A 17,801-nucleotide genomic window follows, 5' to 3' on the forward strand; every position below is an offset into this window, starting at 1 on the left:
CGTCATGGCGAAGACCGGCTTCATAGCCCGCCTGCTCGGCGATACGCGCGCACCCGACCAGGGAACACCCTCGCATGGCGCGCCGATGCTGTCGCAGTGGCTGCCGTATCGCAGCTACGACGCGCGGCACGACCTGTTCTACCAGACCGACAGCATCGCGTTCGCGCTGGAACTCGCGCCGCTCATGGGTGCGGACGAGCGCACCGGGGAGATCATCGCGCAGATGCTGTCCGAGAGCGTCCCGCCCAGCGCGCGGGTCCAGCTGCTCGCATTCCAGAGCCCGCGTGTGGGCGCGCTGATCGCGCAATATGCGCTGCCGCGCTACAAGGCGGGCGGCATCCATCGCAAGATCGCCGAGCGGCGGTCGGCGTTCCTGCGTCACGGCGCATGGGTATCGATGTCGAAGGACGGACCGTTCCACGTCCGCAACCATCGCATCTTCCTGTCGGTCTCGATCCGTAGCGGGAAGGCGACACCGGAGGAGCTGACCGGCGTCCGCGACAGCATCGTCTCGACGCTGCAGTCGATCGACATGCCGGCAACCCGGCTGAAGCCGGTCGATCTGATCGCGCTGATCGACGACATCACCGCGCCGGCGTTCGACGTCTCCGACCACGTCTCGGAATATTCAGAACTCGATCCGATCGCCGACCAATGCGTGCGGCGCGACGTCCAGACCGTCGTCCAGGCCGACCGCCTGCTGGTATCGGTCGAGCCGCTGCGCGCGGTGACGAACCTGTCGGGCGAGACGCAGTATCAGGAGATCCGGCCCGACACGTTCGACTATCGCTTCTTCTCGGTCAGGAACCTGCCGAACCGCTGGGCGCCGTGGGACGTGCAGAAGCTGATCGGCGACATGTTCTCCGACAAGCTGCGCCCGGGGTGCCCGACTCTCACGTCGCTATGCCTGTGCTACCAGGACGAACAGGCCGCCTCGTCTAAGGCCGGTTACAAGTTCATGCGTACGTCGAGCCTGGCGGACTCGAAGTCGGCGCGGCTGCTCCCGCAGCTGAAGGACCAGAGCCGCGAATGGGAGCATGTCACCCAGGAGCTGCGTCTCGGCAAGAAGCTGGTGCAGGCCTATTATGCGGTCGGCATCATCAGCCCGAAGGGGCAGGGGGACGCTAACGAGCGCACCGTCAAGTCGATGTACAAGGCGGCCGGGTGGGACCTGCTCGACGAGCGGTTCCTCCAGATCATGGCGTTCATGTCGTGTCTGCCGATGACGCTCGGCAACGGGCTCGACAGCGACCTGAAGCGCATGAAGCGGCTGCGCACGATGCTGACCTCGACCGCGGCGAACATGCTGCCGATCCAGGGCGAGTATCTCGGCGGGCATCTGCCGCACCTGATGTTCATCGGGCGGCGCGGCCAGCCTTTCTTCTGGTCGCCGTTCGAGAACAAGGCGGGCAACCACAATGTCGCGGTGTTCGGCAAGTCCGGCTCGGGCAAGTCGGTGGCGCTGCAGGAGCTGTGCGCGGCGTTCGCCGGCGTGGGCGCGAAGATCATCGTGATCGATGACGGCCGCTCGTTCGAGCATATGGCCAAGAGCCTGGGCGGCAATTTCGTCGAGTTCCGCCTGCGCGACGGGTTCAGCCTCAATCCGTTCTCGATGATCGACGAGACGCTGGTGGCGCAGGACGAGGATTATCTCGTCGACGCGCTGGCGATGCTCAAGTCGATCATCGGGCAGATGGGCCGTCACATCGACAAGCTCAACGACACCGAGCGCGGTCTGATCGATCGTGCGGTCAACCAGGTGTGGGAGGCCAAGGGCAGGGGAGGGTGCGTCGACGACGTGATCGAGGCGCTCGGCTCCGACGGCTCTGTGCAGGGGACGGATCTCGCGATCGCGATGTTCCCGTTCTCGGGAAAGGGCACCTACGGCAGCTTCTTCACCGGTGAGGCGTCGGTGGACATGTCGAACGCGCTAACGGTGTTCGAACTCTCGGACCTGTCGAGCCGCGAGGAACTGCGCTCGGTCGTGCTGACCGCGATCATGTTCATGTCGTCGCAGACCATGCGCCGCATGGACCGCCAGATCCCCAAGGCGCTGCTGATCGACGAGGCGTGGCAGATGCTGCGCGGTGGGTCGATGGCCGATTTCGTCGAGACCTACAGCCGAACCTGCCGCAAATATGGCGCCTCGCTCATCACCGCGACGCAGAGCCTCAACGACTATTACAAGTCGGAAGGGAGCCTCGCGGCGCTGGAGAACTCCGACTGGTCGGTCATCCTGATGCAGAAGCCCGACACGATCTCGGACTTCCAGAAGCACGGCCGCTTCGACATGGACCCCTACACCGAAAGCCTGCTGCGTTCGCTGAAGCGCAACGGCGCGGAATATTCCGACATCCTCATCAAGGGGCCGGAATCGATGGCGGTCGGGCGGCTCGTCCTCGATAAATATTCGGCGACGCTCTATTCCTCCAGCCCGCAGACCTTCGCCGATATCGAGCATCTGATCGACCTCGGCTGTTCGATGGACGAGGCGATCGAACGCGTCGCCTTCCCCGAGGAATATCGCGACAATCCTCCGGGCGAGCCCTGGGTGGAGGCGGCGGAATGAACGCCTTCACGCACGAGCGCGACTGGCGTACGCCGACCGCGACCGACTGGAAACGCACGGGCACGCGCGCGATCGGCGACGCCTGCTACATCCTGTTGCGGGTGTCGGGCTGGATGGCGATGACGCTGCTCGCGACCTTCGGCGTCGCGATCCTGTTCTTCCTGATGCTAGGCGACTTCACCGCGCTCGGCTTCTTCTCGCAGGTCGCCAACCTCGGCACGCGCTTCGTCGCGGCCGACCAGGCACGCCGCGCGGCGTTCGGCGACCAGCTGTTCGTCGTGTGGCTGGTCGCGTTCGGCATCGTCGCCGTGACCCGCGTGCGCCTGCTCGGCGCGATCATCACTTCCACGAAAGGCCCCCGTCATGGTTGATGTTCTCGATCGTCCCGAGGTCGCGTCCGCGGCGGTGCAACCGTCCGCTCCGGCCCCGGCACCCCGTGATGACGCTGCCGGTGCGGCACCGCGCCGTCCGGTCGCGGACAAGGTGGATCGCCGCAAGCCGCAGGGCCTGCCCGTCATCGCCTATGTCGCGGTCGCGCTGGCGGTCGCGGTACTGCTCTGGGGGGCGTGGGTGACCAAGCATCTCCTTGCCCCGCCCGCGACCGTGCCGATGGCGAGCGTCCGGCTCGAAGGCATCGTCTCGGAATATGTCCAGGCGCAGAGCCACAGTAACGGCCAGCCCCAACAGGTGGCCGCGCAGACCCAGGCCTTCATGTCCGCGCTCGACGACGAGATGAAGAAGGTCGGCGCGAGCGGCACCACCGTCCTCGTCGGCGAGGCGGTCCTCTCGAAGAACGTCCCCGATATCACCGACCAGATCCGCCGCGCGGTCTTCGCGCGCGTGCCGCTCCCCGCGGCCGCGCCGAACACCCCGGCCGGTCCCGCGGTCGGTGCGATGCTTCCCCAAGCCTCCGGGAACGTCGCGCCGGCCGCGCCAGGGGCGGCGGTCCCGACCGCTTCGCCGTTCGGGCCTGCGCCGGTCTCGCCGGTCGAGGCGACGGTCACCCAGTCCGCGCCGGGAGGGGTCGATGGCAGCGGCAACTGAGGCGCTGGCGCGGGTCGGTCATGCGGCTCCCACGGCGGTTGACGTCGCCGGGGACCGCGCGGCCCGCAAGGCGCTGATCGTCAAGCGGGTCCGCCAGTGGAGCGCGGTCGCGCTGCTCGGGATCGTGTGGGGCGGCTACAACTCGATCGCCGCGTGGCGCGAGACGCACGCCTTCATGATAAACGCGAGCGAGAGCCTCCCCAACTGGGCGTTCTTCATCCAGCGCGGCCGCGTGCCCGCCAAGGGCGACTATGTGTTCTTCGCGCCGCCCGAGGGCGAGCTGGTGCGCCGCCACTTCGGACCGGATTCGGGACCGTTCGGCAAGCGCGTGATCGGCGAGGCCGGGGCGCTGGTCGAGCATCGCGGGAAATGGGTCTATGTCGACGGCGTCCGCGTCGCGCACATGAAGCCGCGCTCGCGCTTCGGCGAGGTGCTGACGCCGGGACCGGTCGGGCGCGTTCCCGAGGGCTGCTATTATGTCGGCACCGCACACCCCGACGGGTTCGACAGCCGCTACGGCGAGATCGGCTTTGCCTGCGCGAAGCAGATCATCGGCACCGGGACGCCGATCCTGTGATCCGGCGCGCGGGCCTTTTCGGCGGAACCCTGGGCGTGGCGCTGGTCGCCTCGTCGTCCTGGCCGATCGTGCAGGGCGCGCTCGCAAAGGATCACGGCGTGATGGGCCAGACCTGGGCGATCGCCGAGCCGGATCTGCTGGCGACGATCGATACCCGGCTGAAGACGCTGCAGGCCAATGGCGGCATCGAGCGCATGCAGACGGCGCTGCGTGAAAAAACCGAGGAACGTGTCCGCAACCCGATCCCCGTCGCCGGCATCGGCGCGGTGCGCGAAAGCCGCAGCTGGACGTTCGACCCGACGATCGTGCTCGATCAGGATATCCAGGACCAGAAGGGCCGGCTCGTCGCGCGCGCGGGGCAGCGCGTCAATCCGCTGTCGTTCGTCGCGATGAAAACCGACCTCGTGTTCATCGACGGCCGCGACGATGCGCAGGTCGACTGGGCGCTGAAGCGGTGGACCGCGCAGAATGCCAAGATCATCTTCGTCGCCGGCTCGCCGTTCAACCGCATGGGCGAGAAGAAGCGCCGCTTCTTCTTCGACCAGCAGGGCAAGCTCACCAGCCATTTCGGGATCGCGCGCGTCCCCGCCGTGGTCGAACCGGCGGGCCAGGTGCTCAAGATCAGCGAGATCGAGATGTCGGGAGCGGGCGCATGATGTGGCTCGATATTCTCAGGACGCCGATGGCCGCGCCCGAGACGCCGGCCCTCAAGGCGATGCGGCTCGCGATCCTGTGGTCGGCGATCGGGCTGGCGATCGCCATCTGCGCGTTGCAGCCGCTGCGCGCGGTGCTCGGCGCCGGGGCAGGGGGCGCGCTTGCCGGACTGGTGCTGGCGCTGGTCGTGCTGGTGCCGGTGTATGTGATCGCCAAGAACCGGGCCGATAACGCTTTCCTTGACGCAAGCCTCGCGGCGCAGCCGGACGGGGAGGGCAGGGCATGACGACTGAGCGCATCAGCCTGATCGCGCGCTACGCGCTTCTGTGTGTCGCGGCAGTCGGCTTCGGGTGGACATATGTTCTCGCCATATTCGCGCTGTTCCCGGCCTGGATGTTCTTTCCCGTCGTCGCCTTGTCGATGGTCGTATCGATCGCGACCGTGGCGTTGCTCTCGAGCGTCCCTGCGCTGCTGTTCCTGTCCCGCGTGCATTGCGAGATCGAGTCCCTCGTACGAAGGCTTCTCGGGGGCCGTGCCGATCCGGTGACCGCCGCGTCGATCGGAAACGAAATCGATGTCGTCCTTGCCGAAAGCGGGCGGACGATATCGGTTGGCAAACGCCGTGCGCTGGTGCGCGCGCTGGCCGATCAGTCGATAAGCTTCGATGGACGCGACCGCGCCCGGATGGTGCCCCTGGTCATCGCTTTCTCCGAGGAGCCCGGCGCATGATCCGCCGCCTGCTCACCCTGCTCGGCATGATCGCCGCGTTCGCGCTGCTGCCGGCGCCGGCGAGCGCGCTCCCGGCCAACTGCACCGGCAAGTTCGTCAACCCGATCACCGACGTCTGCTGGTCGTGCCTGTTCCCGCTGTCGGTGGGCGGCGCGCACATCTGGCCGGGGAGCCGACCCGATACCAAGAACCCAAGCCTGCCGGTCTGTGCGTGCGGTTCGCCGATCCCGCGCATCGGCATCTCGATCGGCTTCTGGGAACCGGCGCGGCTCGTCGATGTGACCACCAAGCCGTGGTGCTTCCCGAATCTCGGCGGACTTCGCCTCAATCCGGGGCTCGATATCGGGCAGGGGCAGTATACCGGCCCGCTCATCAAGGGCGGCGCGACCCAGGCCAGCGCCAACTGGCAGGCGCATTATTACGTCTATCCCTTGCTCTACTGGATGGAGATCCTGACCGACTTCCTGTGTTTCGAACAGGCGTCGTTCGACGTCGCCTACATGACCGAGATCGATCCCTTGTGGAACGACGACGTGCTGACCACGCTCATCAACCCCGAGGTCGCACTGTTCAACAATCCGATCGCGGTCGCCGCCTGCGCGGCCGACTGCGTCGCGGCGAGCGCGAAGCTGCCGATCGACCCGATGTTCTGGTGCTCGGGCTGCAACGGCTCGATGTTCCCGATGAACGGCAACATCGCGGCGCACAATTCGCCGGTCCAGTCGTCGCGTCTCGCGGCCGAGCGGCTCCTGTTCAAGATGCACCGGCAGGGGCTGGCGTGGGGCACCGCGGGATCGAAGGCGCTCTGCAACAAGTACGTCATGCCGATCCTGAAGAAGTCGCAATACCGCATCCAGATGACCAATCCGACGCCCACGGTGAGCGGCAAATATGCCTGCTCGCCGATCGGCGCGACGACGCTCCCGCCCGACGCGGGCCGGGCCTTCCCCGTCAAGGGCGAGGACTTCGGCTACCTGCTCTGGCGCAAGCGCAACTGCTGCATGCTGTGAGGATCTGACATGAAGAAGTTCCTCCTTTCCGCGCTCGCCATCGCCTCGATCGGCACCGGCTGCGCCGTTCTCGCCCAGACCGTCGAGGGGCTCGATCTCGACGCGATCCGCGCGCGATCGGCCAAGTCCGAACAGGACGCGACCGCGCTCGTGAATGAGGTCGAGCGCCGCGGCGACGCGTTCCGCAAGGATGCGCAGACCGTGCAGGCGGTCGCGCTGGAACAGATGCGCACGATCGACAAGGCGAACCTGCCCAGGGGGCCGGCGGGCGCGGTCGACTTCGACGAGATGATCCAGGCCGCCTCGGCCAACCTCAAGGAGGCCCAAGGCACCGCGCCGCAGTTCATGGTGTTCGTGTCCACCTCGATGCCCGAACAGGCGCTGAAGCGGATCATCGCCGATACCTCGGCCGCTGGCGGCGTCGTGGTGTTCCGGGGCTTCCCCGGCAATTCGGGCAAGGCGTTCATCGCCGCGCTCTCCAAGGTGGTCGAGAAGGACCAGCAGTTCGCCTCGATCGGGATCGACCCGCGCCTGTTCCGCGCGTTCGACGTTACCGCGGTCCCGACGATGGTGGTCTCGTCGAGCGACTTCACGCCGTGCGACGGCCTCACCTGCAAGACGACGCCGCCTCCGTTCGACCGCATCGAAGGCAACGTCACAGTGCGCTACGCGCTGGAGACGTTCGCGGGCGAGAACGGACCGGGCGCTCTGGTCGCGCGGACCGCCCTCGCCAATCTCGGCCGGAATCCCTGAGCCGTGCGGGGGGGCCGCCTCCTGATCGGTCTCCTCGCGCCGGTCCTGGCAGCGCAGGCGCTCGCCCAGGCCCAGTCCACTCAGCAGGGCCAGCAGGGCGTCGGCGACTTCTACGGCCTGGGCGACTACACCTACTTCAGCGACACGACCCCCAAGCCCACCCCGACCCCCACACCCACATCCGCGCCGGTCGCCAGGACGACGGTGACCAGCGTCGCCGAGCCGAGCGCGGCTCCCGCGCGGACCACCGCCAGCACCGCCCGCACGGTTCAGCCCGCAGCGTCGAGCAATGCTGTCGCGGCCGAGCCGAGCGCGCAGTCGAGCAGTTCGACCTACACCTATCCCAAAGGGGACATGGCGGCGGCACGCGCCGCGGCGAAGGCACTGGCGACCCCGGCACGCCAGGCTTCGGGCGGCATCATCTCCTCTACCGATCTGCCCTCGACCATCCCGGGCTTCAGCAGCGGCACGCAGCCCGGCGAAGCCTATGCCGATGATCCCGATGCGCTGATCGCGGCCGGCGGGTCGGCCGCTGGCGCGAACGAGGCGTGGCAGCTCGTCACCGATCCGGGCCGCAAGGTCGTGACCGTACCTGCCGGCGATCTCACGCGCGCGCAGGACGTCGAGAAGGACCCGAACAGCTATCTCGCCGGTCAGTCGGTGGGCGGCGCCGACGGTAGCTGCAAGCCGCTGCCTCCCAACGGCACCACCGATTATTACGAGGCGACCTGCAACAAGGGCGCGAAGCTCGAGGAAACGCCTGCGACCTGCACCGGCAGGATGGACCCGGTAATCGTCGATACGCTCAGGTACTTCTACTACGGCGTGCGCGACCAGAACGAGGGCCAGGGGTTCGCGCGCAACAGCGTCATGCAGGCCAAGGTCAGCGCCGGCCTGTGCCGGGTCGAGGCGGGGACGCCGCATATCTGCGATGCGCAGATCGAATTGGGGGCGGGCGGCGACAACGTCGAAGACTATCGTCGCTGGTGCAAGAGCCTGTCCTCAATGCGCACCACCGCGCAGCTCTATTCCTGCTCGGCCGAAATACCCCAGGCCGAGATCCCGGCCCACCAGAATTACGCGACCGGCACGGTGTATCTTAGGAAGGAAGGCACGCGCGAGGTCACGCTGACGCGCAATGAGGGAAGCTGTCCGGCGCTGGTGTCCGACACCGCCTGCACCGCGACCGGCCCGGAGGTCTGCACCGAGGGGCCTGAGACGCGGATCATCGACGGTGTGTCGGTCACGGCATCGTGCTGGGCGTGGTCGCGGCCGTTCACCTGTCAGCGCATCACCCAGGCGTCCGATTGCAGCGATCTGGAGAACGGCGGGAAATGCACCTTCCTGCGTGACGAGTGCCTCGACGATCCGCAGTCCGGTCCGTGCCAGGTCACGACGAAGGTCTACAAATGCCCGGTCCCGACGCCGCCTTCGACCGGTCCCAAGCAATATATCTGCGGTGATGACGTCTATTGCATCGACGGCGAATGCGAACCGGTCGAGCGCGAGGCGTCGACTGAGTTCAAGGACGCCGTGGTCGGGCTGCACGCGCTGGGCCAGGCCAATGCCGAGTTCGATCCCGATACGCTGACGCTGTTCTCGGGCAAGCGGCAGACCTGCCACAAGCCGGTGTTCGGACTGGTCAACTGCTGCGCGGGCAAGGCCTCGGGCCTCATCACGACCGCTGCCGGCGCGGCCGCGATCGCGGGCGGGCCGGTGGCGATCGCCGCGCTCGCGACGCCGTTCCTGACGATGTTCATGTGCTCGAACGACGAGAAGCTGCTCGACGTGCAGGACCGGATGGGGATGTGCCACAAGCTGGGCGAATATTGCTCGGACAAGGTGCTGGGCATCTGCACCTCCAAGAAGACGGCCTATTGCTGCTTCGAGAGCAAGCTGTCGCGCATCCTGCAGGAACAGGGTCGCCCGCAGATCAACAAGCCGTGGGGCAGCGCCAAGAAGGAAACCTGCAAGGGGTTCACGCTCGACGAATTCTCGCGCCTCGATCTGTCGGTGATGGATTTCACCGAGGTCTATGCCGAGTTCGTCGACGCCGCGAAGCTGCCCGACGAGATCGAAACCTCACGCCAGATCCAGGAGCGGATCAAGGCCTATTACGAGGCGAAGAAGAACCAATGACCGGCGTGACGCATCTGTCGGACCATCGTCCGTTTCCCGACCTTTCGGTCGCGGAATTCGCGGTGCTGATCGCACTCCTGCGCGCCGGACCGCACCCGGCCGGGTTCCTCATCCCGACGCTCGACAGCTGGTTCGATACGAAGCTCTGCGTCGCCGATCTCGAACCGACGATCGCGCGGCTGATCCGCGCCAACCTCATCCTGCGCCGGGGCGAGACGCTCTACCCGCGCCGGCACGCCCGCAACCTCATCATCGGGGTGTACGGCAACCTGTTCCGCATCCTCGCCGACGACATGGCGCAGCTCGTGTCGCTCAAGGAGCCGTCGCTCCTCGGAACGCTCAAATCCTACCTCACCCGCCGCGAACAGGAAGATCGCGAAAAGCAGAAGAAGAAGGACGACTGACATGCGCAAGGCCCTGACCCTCGCTCTCATCCTCTCGGTCGCATCGCCCGTGCTGACGCCGGCGACGGCGCAGGAGCTGACGCCGCTGCCGGATTCGGTGTCGTCCACCCGCGATGCCGGTGACGACGGCCGCGATGGCGGTCAGGATAGCTATGGCAGCGCGGACGATCTCGGATCGGCCGACCGCGTCGCGGCGCAGACCGGCGACGACTTCTACTGCCGCGAACGGCGGCTCGGCACCTGGTTCTACTGCGACAAGCCCAAAGCCAAGCCCGCCGAGCAGCGGTCGGCGCAGCCCGCGCGGTCGTCGGCCGAGCAGCTTGCGGCGATCTCGAAACAGCTGGAGGAGTTGAAGGCGCGGGCGATCCTCGAGCCGACGCCCGAGAACATCAGCCACTATATCGCCTTCCAGCGCGAGCAGCTCGATCGCGCCTCGTCGTTCGCCGACATGTGGCAGCGCACGGTGTGGCAGAACCCCGACCTCGACTACACGCTCCAGCGCCCCGTCAGCCAGCTGGGCAAGCGAACCTGGCTCGACACGCGCAACGCCGATCGCGAGCGCGTGTTGTCGCAGATCTCCCAGCGGTACGGCGTGTTCTATTTCTACTCGTCGGCCTGCGCCGCGTGCGAGACCTTCGGGCCGATCATGCGCAGCGTCTCGGATCGCTTCGGCCTGACCGTCATGGCGATCTCGCTCGATGGCGGGCCGACCCGTGCCTTCCCGAACTACACGGTCGACACCGGGCAATACAAGGCGATGGGCATGCGCGGCCAGCAGGTGCCCGCGCTCGTCCTGTTCGACACCGTCACCAAGCAGCCGATGCCGATCGGCTACGGCGTGATGGCGGCCGACGAGGTGATGAACCGCATCTTCACACTGACCAGCGTCAAGCCCGGGAGTGACTTCTGATGGTCCGCTCGATCGTCCGCTTCTGCGCCGCGGTTCTCGCGCAGGCCAGCATGATCCTCGCGCTTGGCGGTCTCGTCGCGACGCCGGCGATGGCCGACGTCCAGGGCGAGATGAACAGCTATTTCAACAAGTCGGGCGCGGCCGCGAACGTGACCGGCCCGACCGCCTTCCAGGGGCAGTCGGCGGGCTATTACTCGGGTGGTTCGCTGTGGAGCCGCTTTCCGCAGAAGTCGATCAACCCGGTCAGCGTCGCGCTCCCCAGCGCGCGCGGCGGCTGCGGTGGCATCGACCTGTTCGCGGGGTCATTCTCGTTCATCAACGCCGACGAGATCGTGGCGATGCTCAAGGCGACCGCCAACAACGCGATCGGCTTCGCCTTCCAGCTCGCGATCGACAGCATCTCCGCGCAGATCGGCGGGGTGATGAAGGACATGAGCCAGCGCGTGCAGCAGCTGAACGCGTTCAACATGTCCTCCTGCGAGGCGGCGCAGCAGGCGGTCGGCTCGCTGTGGCCGGCGATGGACGGGGCGTCCTCGACGATCTGCCAGCAGGTCGGCGGGGCGAAGGGCTTCTTCTCCGACGCGGCCGCGGCGCGCCACGGCTGCACCAACAAGGGCGAGCGTGAGGATACGATCGCGCGTGCCGGCGACGACGCCGAGCTGGTCCAGTCGAAGAATTACACCTGGTATGCACTGAACGCCAAGAGCGCAACCAAACCGTCCCGGGAATATGCCGAGTTCCTCATGACGATGGTCGGCACGATCATTTATGACGCGACGAAGGCGAAAGACAGCATGGGCGCGTTCCAGTTCATCGCGCCGGCCAGCTGGGACACCTATCAGGCGCTGCTCGACGGCACCGCCTCGGCGCCGACCGACGTGTGGCAGTGCGACACGACCGACGACAAGGGGTGTCTGAAGCCCACGCCCACCAAGCTAAGCATCTCGACCAACGAGGCGCTGCGTACGCGCGTCCTCAAGGCGATGGACAGCATGTCGGGCAAGATCCGCTCCAACGCCGCGCTGTCGGGTGACGAGATCGCGCTGCTCGGGATGACCTCGATCCCGCTCTACAAGATCCTCGTCGTCAACGAGGCGGCGCACATGGGCCTGTCGGGCGGCGATCGCGCGACCCTCGCCGAGATGGTCGCGATCGACATGTTGATGTCGATGCTCGACCGGATGCTGGACACGATCTCGCAGGCGCAGGCGGGCGCAAAGTTCGTCTCGACCGACGAGTTCAAGGCGTGGCGCGCCCAGGTCGACAGCGTGAAGACCGAGCTGTCGCGGCGCAGCGAGAAGATGGCCGGGCAGATCTCCAATACCTACCGGGTGATCCAATACACCCAGTTCATGGAATCCACCCTCAAGAACACCATGAGCCCGCAGTTGTCGGCTTCGCTCCGGTTCGGACGCGGCCTCAGCGCGCAGGGCTTGCGGTAACACGGCGGCAAGGGAGCGACGGCGATGGGCGGGCTCGAAGTCTTCACGATCGGCGGGGGCGAATATATCGTCAACGTCTTCAACGCGGTCGCGGCATGGACCGGGGGCGGGGGCTACCGCTCGATGCTCCAGGTCGTGATGGTGATGGGCTTCATCTACTCGCTGTTCGTCGTCGCCTTCTCGCTCGACTGGCGGGCGTGGTTCAACTGGTTCCTCCAGTCGACGCTCATCTACATGATGCTGATGGTCCCGACCGTCACGGTGAAGGTGACCGACCGGATTAACCCCGCGCTCGCGCCCTCGGTGGTCGACAACGTGCCGCTGGGCCTTGGCGTGATGGCCTCGTTCACGAGCCAGGTCGGCGACTGGATGACGCGCTCGGCCGAGACCGTGTTCGTCATGCCCAACGCGCTCGCGCTGACCAACAACGGCATGATCTACGGCGCGCGGCTGATGGACAAGGCGCGCACCTTCCAGATCACGGACAGCGTGTTCCGCGCGAACCTCGACGAACACCTGAAGCAATGCACCTTCTATGACGTGCTGCTCGGGTTCAAGGCGATGGACGATCTCACCAAGACCAGCAATCTGTGGGAATCGATCGGGCCGGGGTCGCCGGCGCGCAGCCAGCGGTGGATCACCTCGACAGGCCCCGGCACCACCGAAAACTCGATCATCCCGTGCAACGAAGCCTATTCGCGCATGGATGCCCAGTGGCAGACCGCCTACGACAAGGATCTGATCCCGTTCGCCAGGAACGCCTATCCCGGCATCGCCGACACGATCGCGGCCCAGCGCATCCGCGATGACCTGCCGGTGGTCGCGGCACAGATGCACGGCACCTCGACCGATGCCTATTCGTACCTCAAGCAGATCTCGATGATCGACGCGTTCCTGGCCGCGCGCGAGAGCTTCTCCGATGCGGGGTGGGACGCCTATGCGTCGCAGCGCGCGGACGCGCAGGCCAAGAACACCTATACCTCAATCGCGACGCAGGCGATGACCTGGGTGCCGCTCCTCGGCATCGTCCTGACGGTCGTATTCTACGCGATGTTCCCGGTGCTCTTCCCGCTGTTCCTGTTCCCCAGGACCGGCCTGCAGACGCTGAAGGGCTATGCGACCGGGTTCTTCTACCTCGCCTCCTGGGGGCCGCTCTACGTCATCCTGCACATGTTCGTGATGAGCAGGGCGGCGAGCCTCTACCATGCGGCGGCGCCGATCGGGCCGACGCTGCTGGTCTCGGACGGCATGGCGAGCGTCAATGAATCGATCTCGACGCTCGCGGGCTTCCTGATGATGAGCGTGCCGTTCATCGCCGGCGGCATGGCGCGCGGCGCGATGGCGATTGCGGGACACGCCACCTCGATGCTGCAGCCGGCGCACAGCGCGGCCGAGCAGGCGGCGACCGAGCGCACGACCGGCAACTATTCGTATGGCAACACCTCGTTCCAGAACCTGACGTCTGGCATGACCCAGGCGAACAAGTTCGACGATCAGCCAAAGTTCAATTCGGGCTATTCGGTCGGCACGTTCACCAATGCCGATGGCGGGGTGACATACGGCTTCGCGGACGGGACCAACGCGTTCGATACGCGCCAGGGCATCTCGAACCTCGCGTTCACGCCGACGCGGACCGCCGGATTCGACAGCAGCATGAGCCGCGCGCTCTCGGACGGGCAGACGCACACCCAGTCGCTCCGCAGCGCGGCATCGCAATCCTGGAACGCGACAGCGACGACGGCGACGGATCTGTTGACGGCCGCTGAGCATCGGCGGGGGAGTTCGACCGAGACGGGGTCGGGGTTCAATAACAGCATCACCAGAATGACGGAGGCATCTCGGAGCCTTTCCACCGGGCTGACCAGTCGCTTTGGGCTTAGTGAGTCCGACAGTCAGAGTATAGCACGAGCGACCCAAATGACGGGAAGTGCGGATGCAGGCCTTTCGATTGCGGCGAAGTTGTGGAAGGTCGATACAAAAGCAGGCTTGGCAGCCAAGATCGCATCAATCGCCAGCGAGAATACGGACAGACGCATTTCGGGCGAACAGGCGTATTCTGAGCTCTCGGATTATCTTACTAAGGAGACGAATTCGACGCAGGCCCGGGCAGCACGCGACGAATTCATGCGTGAATCGAGCACGAGCGGAGATAGCGAGGTTCGGTCGCTGTCGCAGAAGCTCGGCGTCAGCGTCGGGGAGTCGCGGTCGGCGTCGTTGGAAGCAACTCGAGCCGAAGAGACGTTCCAGCGGGTCAGCAATGATGTGAGGGAGTCCTCGGCGCGGGGCTGGTCCCTCAACCGGAACGAGAGCCAGGAGTTTGTCGTGTATGCCCAGGAGCGGCTTCTCGGCGACGACACGCTGTCGCAGTTCGGGTGGACGCCGGGCATGGTCATGCCGCGCACGCCGCAACAGGAACAGGTGCGCGATATCCTGCTGGGCGAGTTCATGGAGCGCCGCGTCGCTTTGGTTCGCGACGAACTGGGTGTAAGCGTGCCTGAGCGCCTTTCCGGGCAATTGCATGGCCCTGCATCGGCGACGCCGGGTGCGGTACAACAATGGGGCAATCAGCGGGCAGCGGGTGTCAGGGCGCAAGGGCCAGATGTTTCGATCCGCGAGAGTTCGCGCGACCTTGACCTGGCCGGCAACGTCGCTGACGCGATTCCGAACGCGTCAGCGCGCATCACGCGTGGCGCATTCGAGGTCGGCAATGGTGTCGACGAGGCGAGAGGGACGGCGGGTCAGCTAGTTGACCATGTCCAAGAGCGCAATGACGCGTGGATCACGACGACACTTCCGGGTGTTGAGGGCGCGCGCAACTGGGTCCGTGACAATCTGGGCATAGGTGCTGGCACCAGCCATGTTTACGAAGTCCCTCGCGGTGAGCGAACGATGCTGCCGATTTCGGGGCGGCTGAGTTCGGGAATGGGTGGTCGGATCGATCCGGTCACGGGCGAGCCTGGACGGCATCACCGAGGGGTGGATATTGCAGCGCCAGCCGGGACGGAGATCCGCGCGCCTGCATCGGGTCAGGTCATTCGGAACGACTTCCAAGCCAACGGTGCCGGGAATTATGTGGTCCTGCAACACGGCGACGGCTCACAGAGCAAATACTTCCATATGCAGGACCGGTCTGGCTTCCAGGTAGGAAGTACGGTCGAGGCCGGGGCTGTGATTGGCCGCGTTGGCAGCACAGGGAAATCGACCGGGTCGCACCTTCATTATGAATTATGGAGGGATGGCGCTCCGGTCGATCCGAGGCGGTGGCAGTTGAGAAACTAATGGAAAGGAAAAAAGAAAACGATGAGGATTACGGCAATAATTGCCATCGCGGTCCACTTCGAATTCCCGTGACCCTCAACCACAGCCGAGTTTGACGGATAAGCCTCATCCATCAGCTCTCGGCCGTAAGGAGTGGACATATCATACATGTTCTGCGGATTGATGTAATAGGACGAAGGCGAGGGAGGGGACCCACCGATCGGATACCGATCCCAGTCCATTTGGCCAGTTTCGTGGTTCAACATGGCCGCTCCTTCCTTAATCCGTAGCTGACCGAGCTGGTCAGAATTAGGCTTGCAAAGCCTAGCATATCGGATTGAGTCTGACGAGGATTTTCACCCGCACTGACGGAGTGAAGCATGACGGAGCAGAGCGGCGCGAACCCGCGCACGGTCGAACGCTACGAGGCGCTGCTGCGCGATCATCTGCTGTTCTACGATGCGCTGCGTCTGCGCGAGCGCCGGCCGAGGAGCGCGGCGCAGCGCCAGTTTCAGGACGTGGCGTGGGGCAAGGCCCCGCCGGTAACCGATCACGAGCTCGCCTATGTTTGGCACCTGAAGGCGCGTAGGATCGCGCCTTTCAACACCCCGACGCCGGCACCGCATATCGACGACGTGATGGCCGGGTACGACCTCGGGGCGCGGCCGGTGAGTGGCGACGTCGGCACGAAATGGGATAATGCCTGGCGCGAGTATCGTGGTGGCCGGGAGTTCTTCTGAGCCAAACAGATTAAAGGAGTGGACCGATCTGCAACCGATATCGCCTGAGCGCCAAACAGGCCGCGGTGATGCGGTCGGTCGGGTTCGAGCCGCCGTATCCCGAGGACGAGACCTACCCGGTGCCGCGCGAGATCTTCCCGACCGGCAAGAAGACCGCGCGCTATGGCTTGGTCGTCAGGCGGGCAGGGGAGCGTAACCGCCCGCTTGAGCCGATCGCGATGGAATGGGGCTTCCCGACCAAGGGAGCGAGCAAGCGCGACCCGGCGGTCAAGCTGGACAAGTTCGTCACCAATGCGCGGAATCTCTCATCGTCGATGTGGAAGCCGTCGATCGCCAGTCCCGATCGCCGCTGCCTGGTCCCGTTCACGCATTTCGCCGAACCACATCCCGAGGGCGGGAAGGGCGATGACGGCAAACCCCGCCAGATGTGGTTTTCGCTGCCCGACCAGCCCATCGCCTTCTTCGCCGGTCTGTGGCGGCCGACCGAGCGCGGCGATGCCTATGCCTTCTGCACCACCTCTCCCAACCCCACCGTCGATCCCTGGCATCCCAAGGCAATGCCGGCGATCCTTCACCCTCGCGATTTCACGGCATGGCTCGACGGCAGCTATGAAGACGCCCTGAAGCTCGTCCGCCCCTATGAGGGCGAGATGAGCGCGCAGGAGGCAACTCCCGATGGCGGCGCGACGTGAACCGGGCTAAGGCCGGTCCAATCATTCACCACCGGGACGTGTTCATGACGACGACATCCGATCTGGCCGAACAGCTCTCCAATACCCATGGCCTCGCAAAGGCGGACGCCAGGAAGGTCATCGATGCGATCCTTGCGAACATCACCGCGGCTGTCGCGACCGGCGAGGAAGTCAGCCTCAACGGGTTCGGCAAGTTCAAGCTGAAGGACACCCCAGAGCGCCAGGGGCGCAACCCGTCGACGGGCGAGGCGATCACGATCGCGGCGTCACGCAAGCTGACGTTCGCGCCGGCGAAGGCGGTCCGCGATCGGATGAACGGCAAGTGATAAACGGGCCAGGGTTTTAGAACGCTGGCCTAAACTGAGGGGACTTCATGGCCGATACCGCAGCCGACTACCGCGCGAGGGCAGCGGCCGACCTTGCCGAGGCCCAGCAGCTCGTTCTGCCCCATGCTAGGGACCGTATGCTGCATTCGGCCGATCGCTGGTCGAAGATGGCTGATGCGGCCGATCGCCGTGTCCGGTAACGAAAGCACGACGGTCGCGCTCGACGTGGCTAACTGGTCAGCGGTCCAGGCAATGGTCGAGCGTCTCGACGACAGGGCTGTGATAGCGATCTACGAGCTGGCCGAAGGCGCTGGTCCGGTCGCGGACCTCGCGGCCGCACAGATGGAAAAACGCAACCTCGACTATTGAGCCAAGTTAAGAGTTCGGCCGCTGGTTAAGCCGCTGTTGCCAAGCCGGCACAAGCCACGTTCCTGTTGTTGCCGCCAGTTAGAAAAGACACATTCCCCGCCAAATAGAAATGACACCGCCTCGTGGCAGCGGGGGCAGCGTGTAGCCCCCCAAGCAGCGCAGCGCTGCCCCCGCTGGGGCGTCGT

Annotated in this window: 18 protein-coding genes; all 18 read left to right on the forward strand. The window is 65.7% G+C overall.

The genetic code is table 11. The features are described from left to right. Nucleotides 1–4: 4 nt before the first annotated feature. The 18 genes from traC (at nt 5) to ACP690_RS13895 (ending at nt 17,616) form a co-directional block, all read left to right on the forward strand. Nucleotides 5–2,569 (forward strand): type IV secretion system protein TraC, encoded by a 2,565-nt coding sequence (gene traC, locus ACP690_RS13810; RefSeq protein ID WP_007406319.1) that lies wholly within the window; start codon nt 5–7, stop codon nt 2,567–2,569. Next, on the forward strand, nt 2,566–2,940 hold the full coding sequence (locus ACP690_RS13815) for a hypothetical protein (protein WP_024310622.1): 375 nt from the start codon (nt 2,566–2,568) through the stop codon (nt 2,938–2,940). Before traC ends, ACP690_RS13815 begins: the two co-directional genes overlap by 4 nt. Further along, nucleotides 2,933–3,613, forward strand: coding sequence for a TrbI F-type domain-containing protein (locus ACP690_RS13820; protein ID WP_024310621.1), 681 nt, complete (start codon nt 2,933–2,935; stop codon nt 3,611–3,613). The genes ACP690_RS13815 and ACP690_RS13820 overlap by 8 nt, the downstream gene beginning before the upstream one ends. Next, nucleotides 3,597–4,190: a S26 family signal peptidase gene (locus ACP690_RS13825; RefSeq protein ID WP_024310620.1), complete on the forward strand. Its 594-nt coding sequence runs from the start codon at nt 3,597–3,599 to the stop codon at nt 4,188–4,190. The genes ACP690_RS13820 and ACP690_RS13825 overlap by 17 nt, the downstream gene beginning before the upstream one ends. After that, nucleotides 4,187–4,846 (forward strand): type-F conjugative transfer system protein TraW, encoded by a 660-nt coding sequence (gene traW / locus ACP690_RS13830; protein WP_024310619.1) that lies wholly within the window; start codon nt 4,187–4,189, stop codon nt 4,844–4,846. The genes ACP690_RS13825 and traW overlap by 4 nt, the downstream gene beginning before the upstream one ends. Beyond that, nucleotides 4,843–5,130 (forward strand): hypothetical protein, encoded by a 288-nt coding sequence (locus ACP690_RS13835; protein ID WP_007406328.1) that lies wholly within the window; start codon nt 4,843–4,845, stop codon nt 5,128–5,130. Before traW ends, ACP690_RS13835 begins: the two co-directional genes overlap by 4 nt. Further along, on the forward strand, nt 5,127–5,573 hold the full coding sequence (locus ACP690_RS13840; RefSeq protein ID WP_007406338.1) for a hypothetical protein: 447 nt from the start codon (nt 5,127–5,129) through the stop codon (nt 5,571–5,573). Before ACP690_RS13835 ends, ACP690_RS13840 begins: the two co-directional genes overlap by 4 nt. After that, nucleotides 5,570–6,583, forward strand: a complete 1,014-nt coding sequence (traU, locus tag ACP690_RS13845) for a conjugal transfer pilus assembly protein TraU (protein ID WP_024310618.1) — start codon at nt 5,570–5,572, stop codon at nt 6,581–6,583. Before ACP690_RS13840 ends, traU begins: the two co-directional genes overlap by 4 nt. Nucleotides 6,584–6,592: 9 nt before the next feature. After that, nucleotides 6,593–7,336 (forward strand): type-F conjugative transfer system pilin assembly protein TrbC, encoded by a 744-nt coding sequence (gene trbC, locus ACP690_RS13850; RefSeq protein ID WP_024310617.1) that lies wholly within the window; start codon nt 6,593–6,595, stop codon nt 7,334–7,336. Nucleotides 7,337–7,339: 3 nt separating this feature from the next. Beyond that, on the forward strand, nt 7,340–9,475 hold the full coding sequence (locus ACP690_RS13855) for a conjugal transfer protein TraN (RefSeq protein ID WP_066760150.1): 2,136 nt from the start codon (nt 7,340–7,342) through the stop codon (nt 9,473–9,475). Then, the gene (locus ACP690_RS13860; RefSeq protein WP_024310615.1) at nt 9,472–9,879 is read left to right on the forward strand and encodes a hypothetical protein; all 408 of its coding nucleotides are present in this window, start codon (nt 9,472–9,474) and stop codon (nt 9,877–9,879) included. Before ACP690_RS13855 ends, ACP690_RS13860 begins: the two co-directional genes overlap by 4 nt. A 1-nt stretch (nt 9,880) precedes the next feature. Next, nucleotides 9,881–10,789, forward strand: a complete 909-nt coding sequence (traF, locus tag ACP690_RS13865) for a conjugal transfer protein TraF (RefSeq protein ID WP_024310614.1) — start codon at nt 9,881–9,883, stop codon at nt 10,787–10,789. Continuing rightward, nucleotides 10,789–12,231: a conjugal transfer protein TraH gene (locus ACP690_RS13870; RefSeq protein WP_037494469.1), complete on the forward strand. Its 1,443-nt coding sequence runs from the start codon at nt 10,789–10,791 to the stop codon at nt 12,229–12,231. Before traF ends, ACP690_RS13870 begins: the two co-directional genes overlap by 1 nt. Before the next feature lie 24 nt (nt 12,232–12,255). After that, nucleotides 12,256–15,510, forward strand: a complete 3,255-nt coding sequence (locus ACP690_RS13875) for a conjugal transfer protein TraG N-terminal domain-containing protein (protein WP_024310612.1) — start codon at nt 12,256–12,258, stop codon at nt 15,508–15,510. A gap of 359 nt (nt 15,511–15,869) precedes the next feature. Then, entirely contained in the window at nt 15,870–16,229 is a 360-nt protein-coding gene (locus ACP690_RS13880; protein WP_024310610.1) for a hypothetical protein, read from the forward strand. A gap of 26 nt (nt 16,230–16,255) precedes the next feature. Beyond that, nucleotides 16,256–16,921 carry an SOS response-associated peptidase gene (locus tag ACP690_RS13885; protein WP_269208135.1) on the forward strand — a complete coding sequence of 222 codons (666 nt, stop codon included), beginning with the start codon at nt 16,256–16,258 and terminating at the stop codon, nt 16,919–16,921. Nucleotides 16,922–16,965: 44 nt separating this feature from the next. Next, nucleotides 16,966–17,247: an HU family DNA-binding protein gene (locus ACP690_RS13890; RefSeq protein ID WP_010409234.1), complete on the forward strand. Its 282-nt coding sequence runs from the start codon at nt 16,966–16,968 to the stop codon at nt 17,245–17,247. A 174-nt stretch (nt 17,248–17,421) separates the two neighbouring features. Further along, on the forward strand, nt 17,422–17,616 hold the full coding sequence (locus ACP690_RS13895; protein WP_010409232.1) for a hypothetical protein: 195 nt from the start codon (nt 17,422–17,424) through the stop codon (nt 17,614–17,616). The last annotated feature ends 185 nt before the right edge of the window (nt 17,617–17,801 follow it).

It is taken from the genome of Sphingomonas sp. DC4900, assembly GCF_049896485.1.
In the GTDB taxonomy this organism is placed as follows: domain Bacteria; phylum Pseudomonadota; class Alphaproteobacteria; order Sphingomonadales; family Sphingomonadaceae; genus Sphingomonas; species Sphingomonas aquatilis.

Bases quoted from the DNA above. Each gene is read 5' to 3' on its own strand.
- traC (WP_007406319.1), top strand. From the start codon at position 5: ATGGCGAAGACCGGCTTCATAGCCCGCCTGCTCGGCGATACGCGCGCA.
- ACP690_RS13815 (WP_024310622.1), top strand. From the start codon at position 2,566: ATGAACGCCTTCACGCACGAGCGCGACTGGCGTACGCCGACCGCGACC.
- ACP690_RS13820 (WP_024310621.1), top strand. From the start codon at position 2,933: ATGGTTGATGTTCTCGATCGTCCCGAGGTCGCGTCCGCGGCGGTGCAA.
- ACP690_RS13825 (WP_024310620.1), top strand. From the start codon at position 3,597: ATGGCAGCGGCAACTGAGGCGCTGGCGCGGGTCGGTCATGCGGCTCCC.
- ACP690_RS13835 (WP_007406328.1), top strand. From the start codon at position 4,843: ATGATGTGGCTCGATATTCTCAGGACGCCGATGGCCGCGCCCGAGACG.
- ACP690_RS13840 (WP_007406338.1), top strand. From the start codon at position 5,127: ATGACGACTGAGCGCATCAGCCTGATCGCGCGCTACGCGCTTCTGTGT.
- traU (WP_024310618.1), top strand. From the start codon at position 5,570: ATGATCCGCCGCCTGCTCACCCTGCTCGGCATGATCGCCGCGTTCGCG.
- trbC (WP_024310617.1), top strand. From the start codon at position 6,593: ATGAAGAAGTTCCTCCTTTCCGCGCTCGCCATCGCCTCGATCGGCACC.
- ACP690_RS13860 (WP_024310615.1), top strand. From the start codon at position 9,472: ATGACCGGCGTGACGCATCTGTCGGACCATCGTCCGTTTCCCGACCTT.
- traF (WP_024310614.1), top strand. From the start codon at position 9,881: ATGCGCAAGGCCCTGACCCTCGCTCTCATCCTCTCGGTCGCATCGCCC.
- ACP690_RS13870 (WP_037494469.1), top strand. From the start codon at position 10,789: ATGGTCCGCTCGATCGTCCGCTTCTGCGCCGCGGTTCTCGCGCAGGCC.
- ACP690_RS13875 (WP_024310612.1), top strand. From the start codon at position 12,256: ATGGGCGGGCTCGAAGTCTTCACGATCGGCGGGGGCGAATATATCGTC.
- ACP690_RS13880 (WP_024310610.1), top strand. From the start codon at position 15,870: ATGACGGAGCAGAGCGGCGCGAACCCGCGCACGGTCGAACGCTACGAG.
- ACP690_RS13890 (WP_010409234.1), top strand. From the start codon at position 16,966: ATGACGACGACATCCGATCTGGCCGAACAGCTCTCCAATACCCATGGC.
- ACP690_RS13895 (WP_010409232.1), top strand. From the start codon at position 17,422: ATGCGGCCGATCGCCGTGTCCGGTAACGAAAGCACGACGGTCGCGCTC.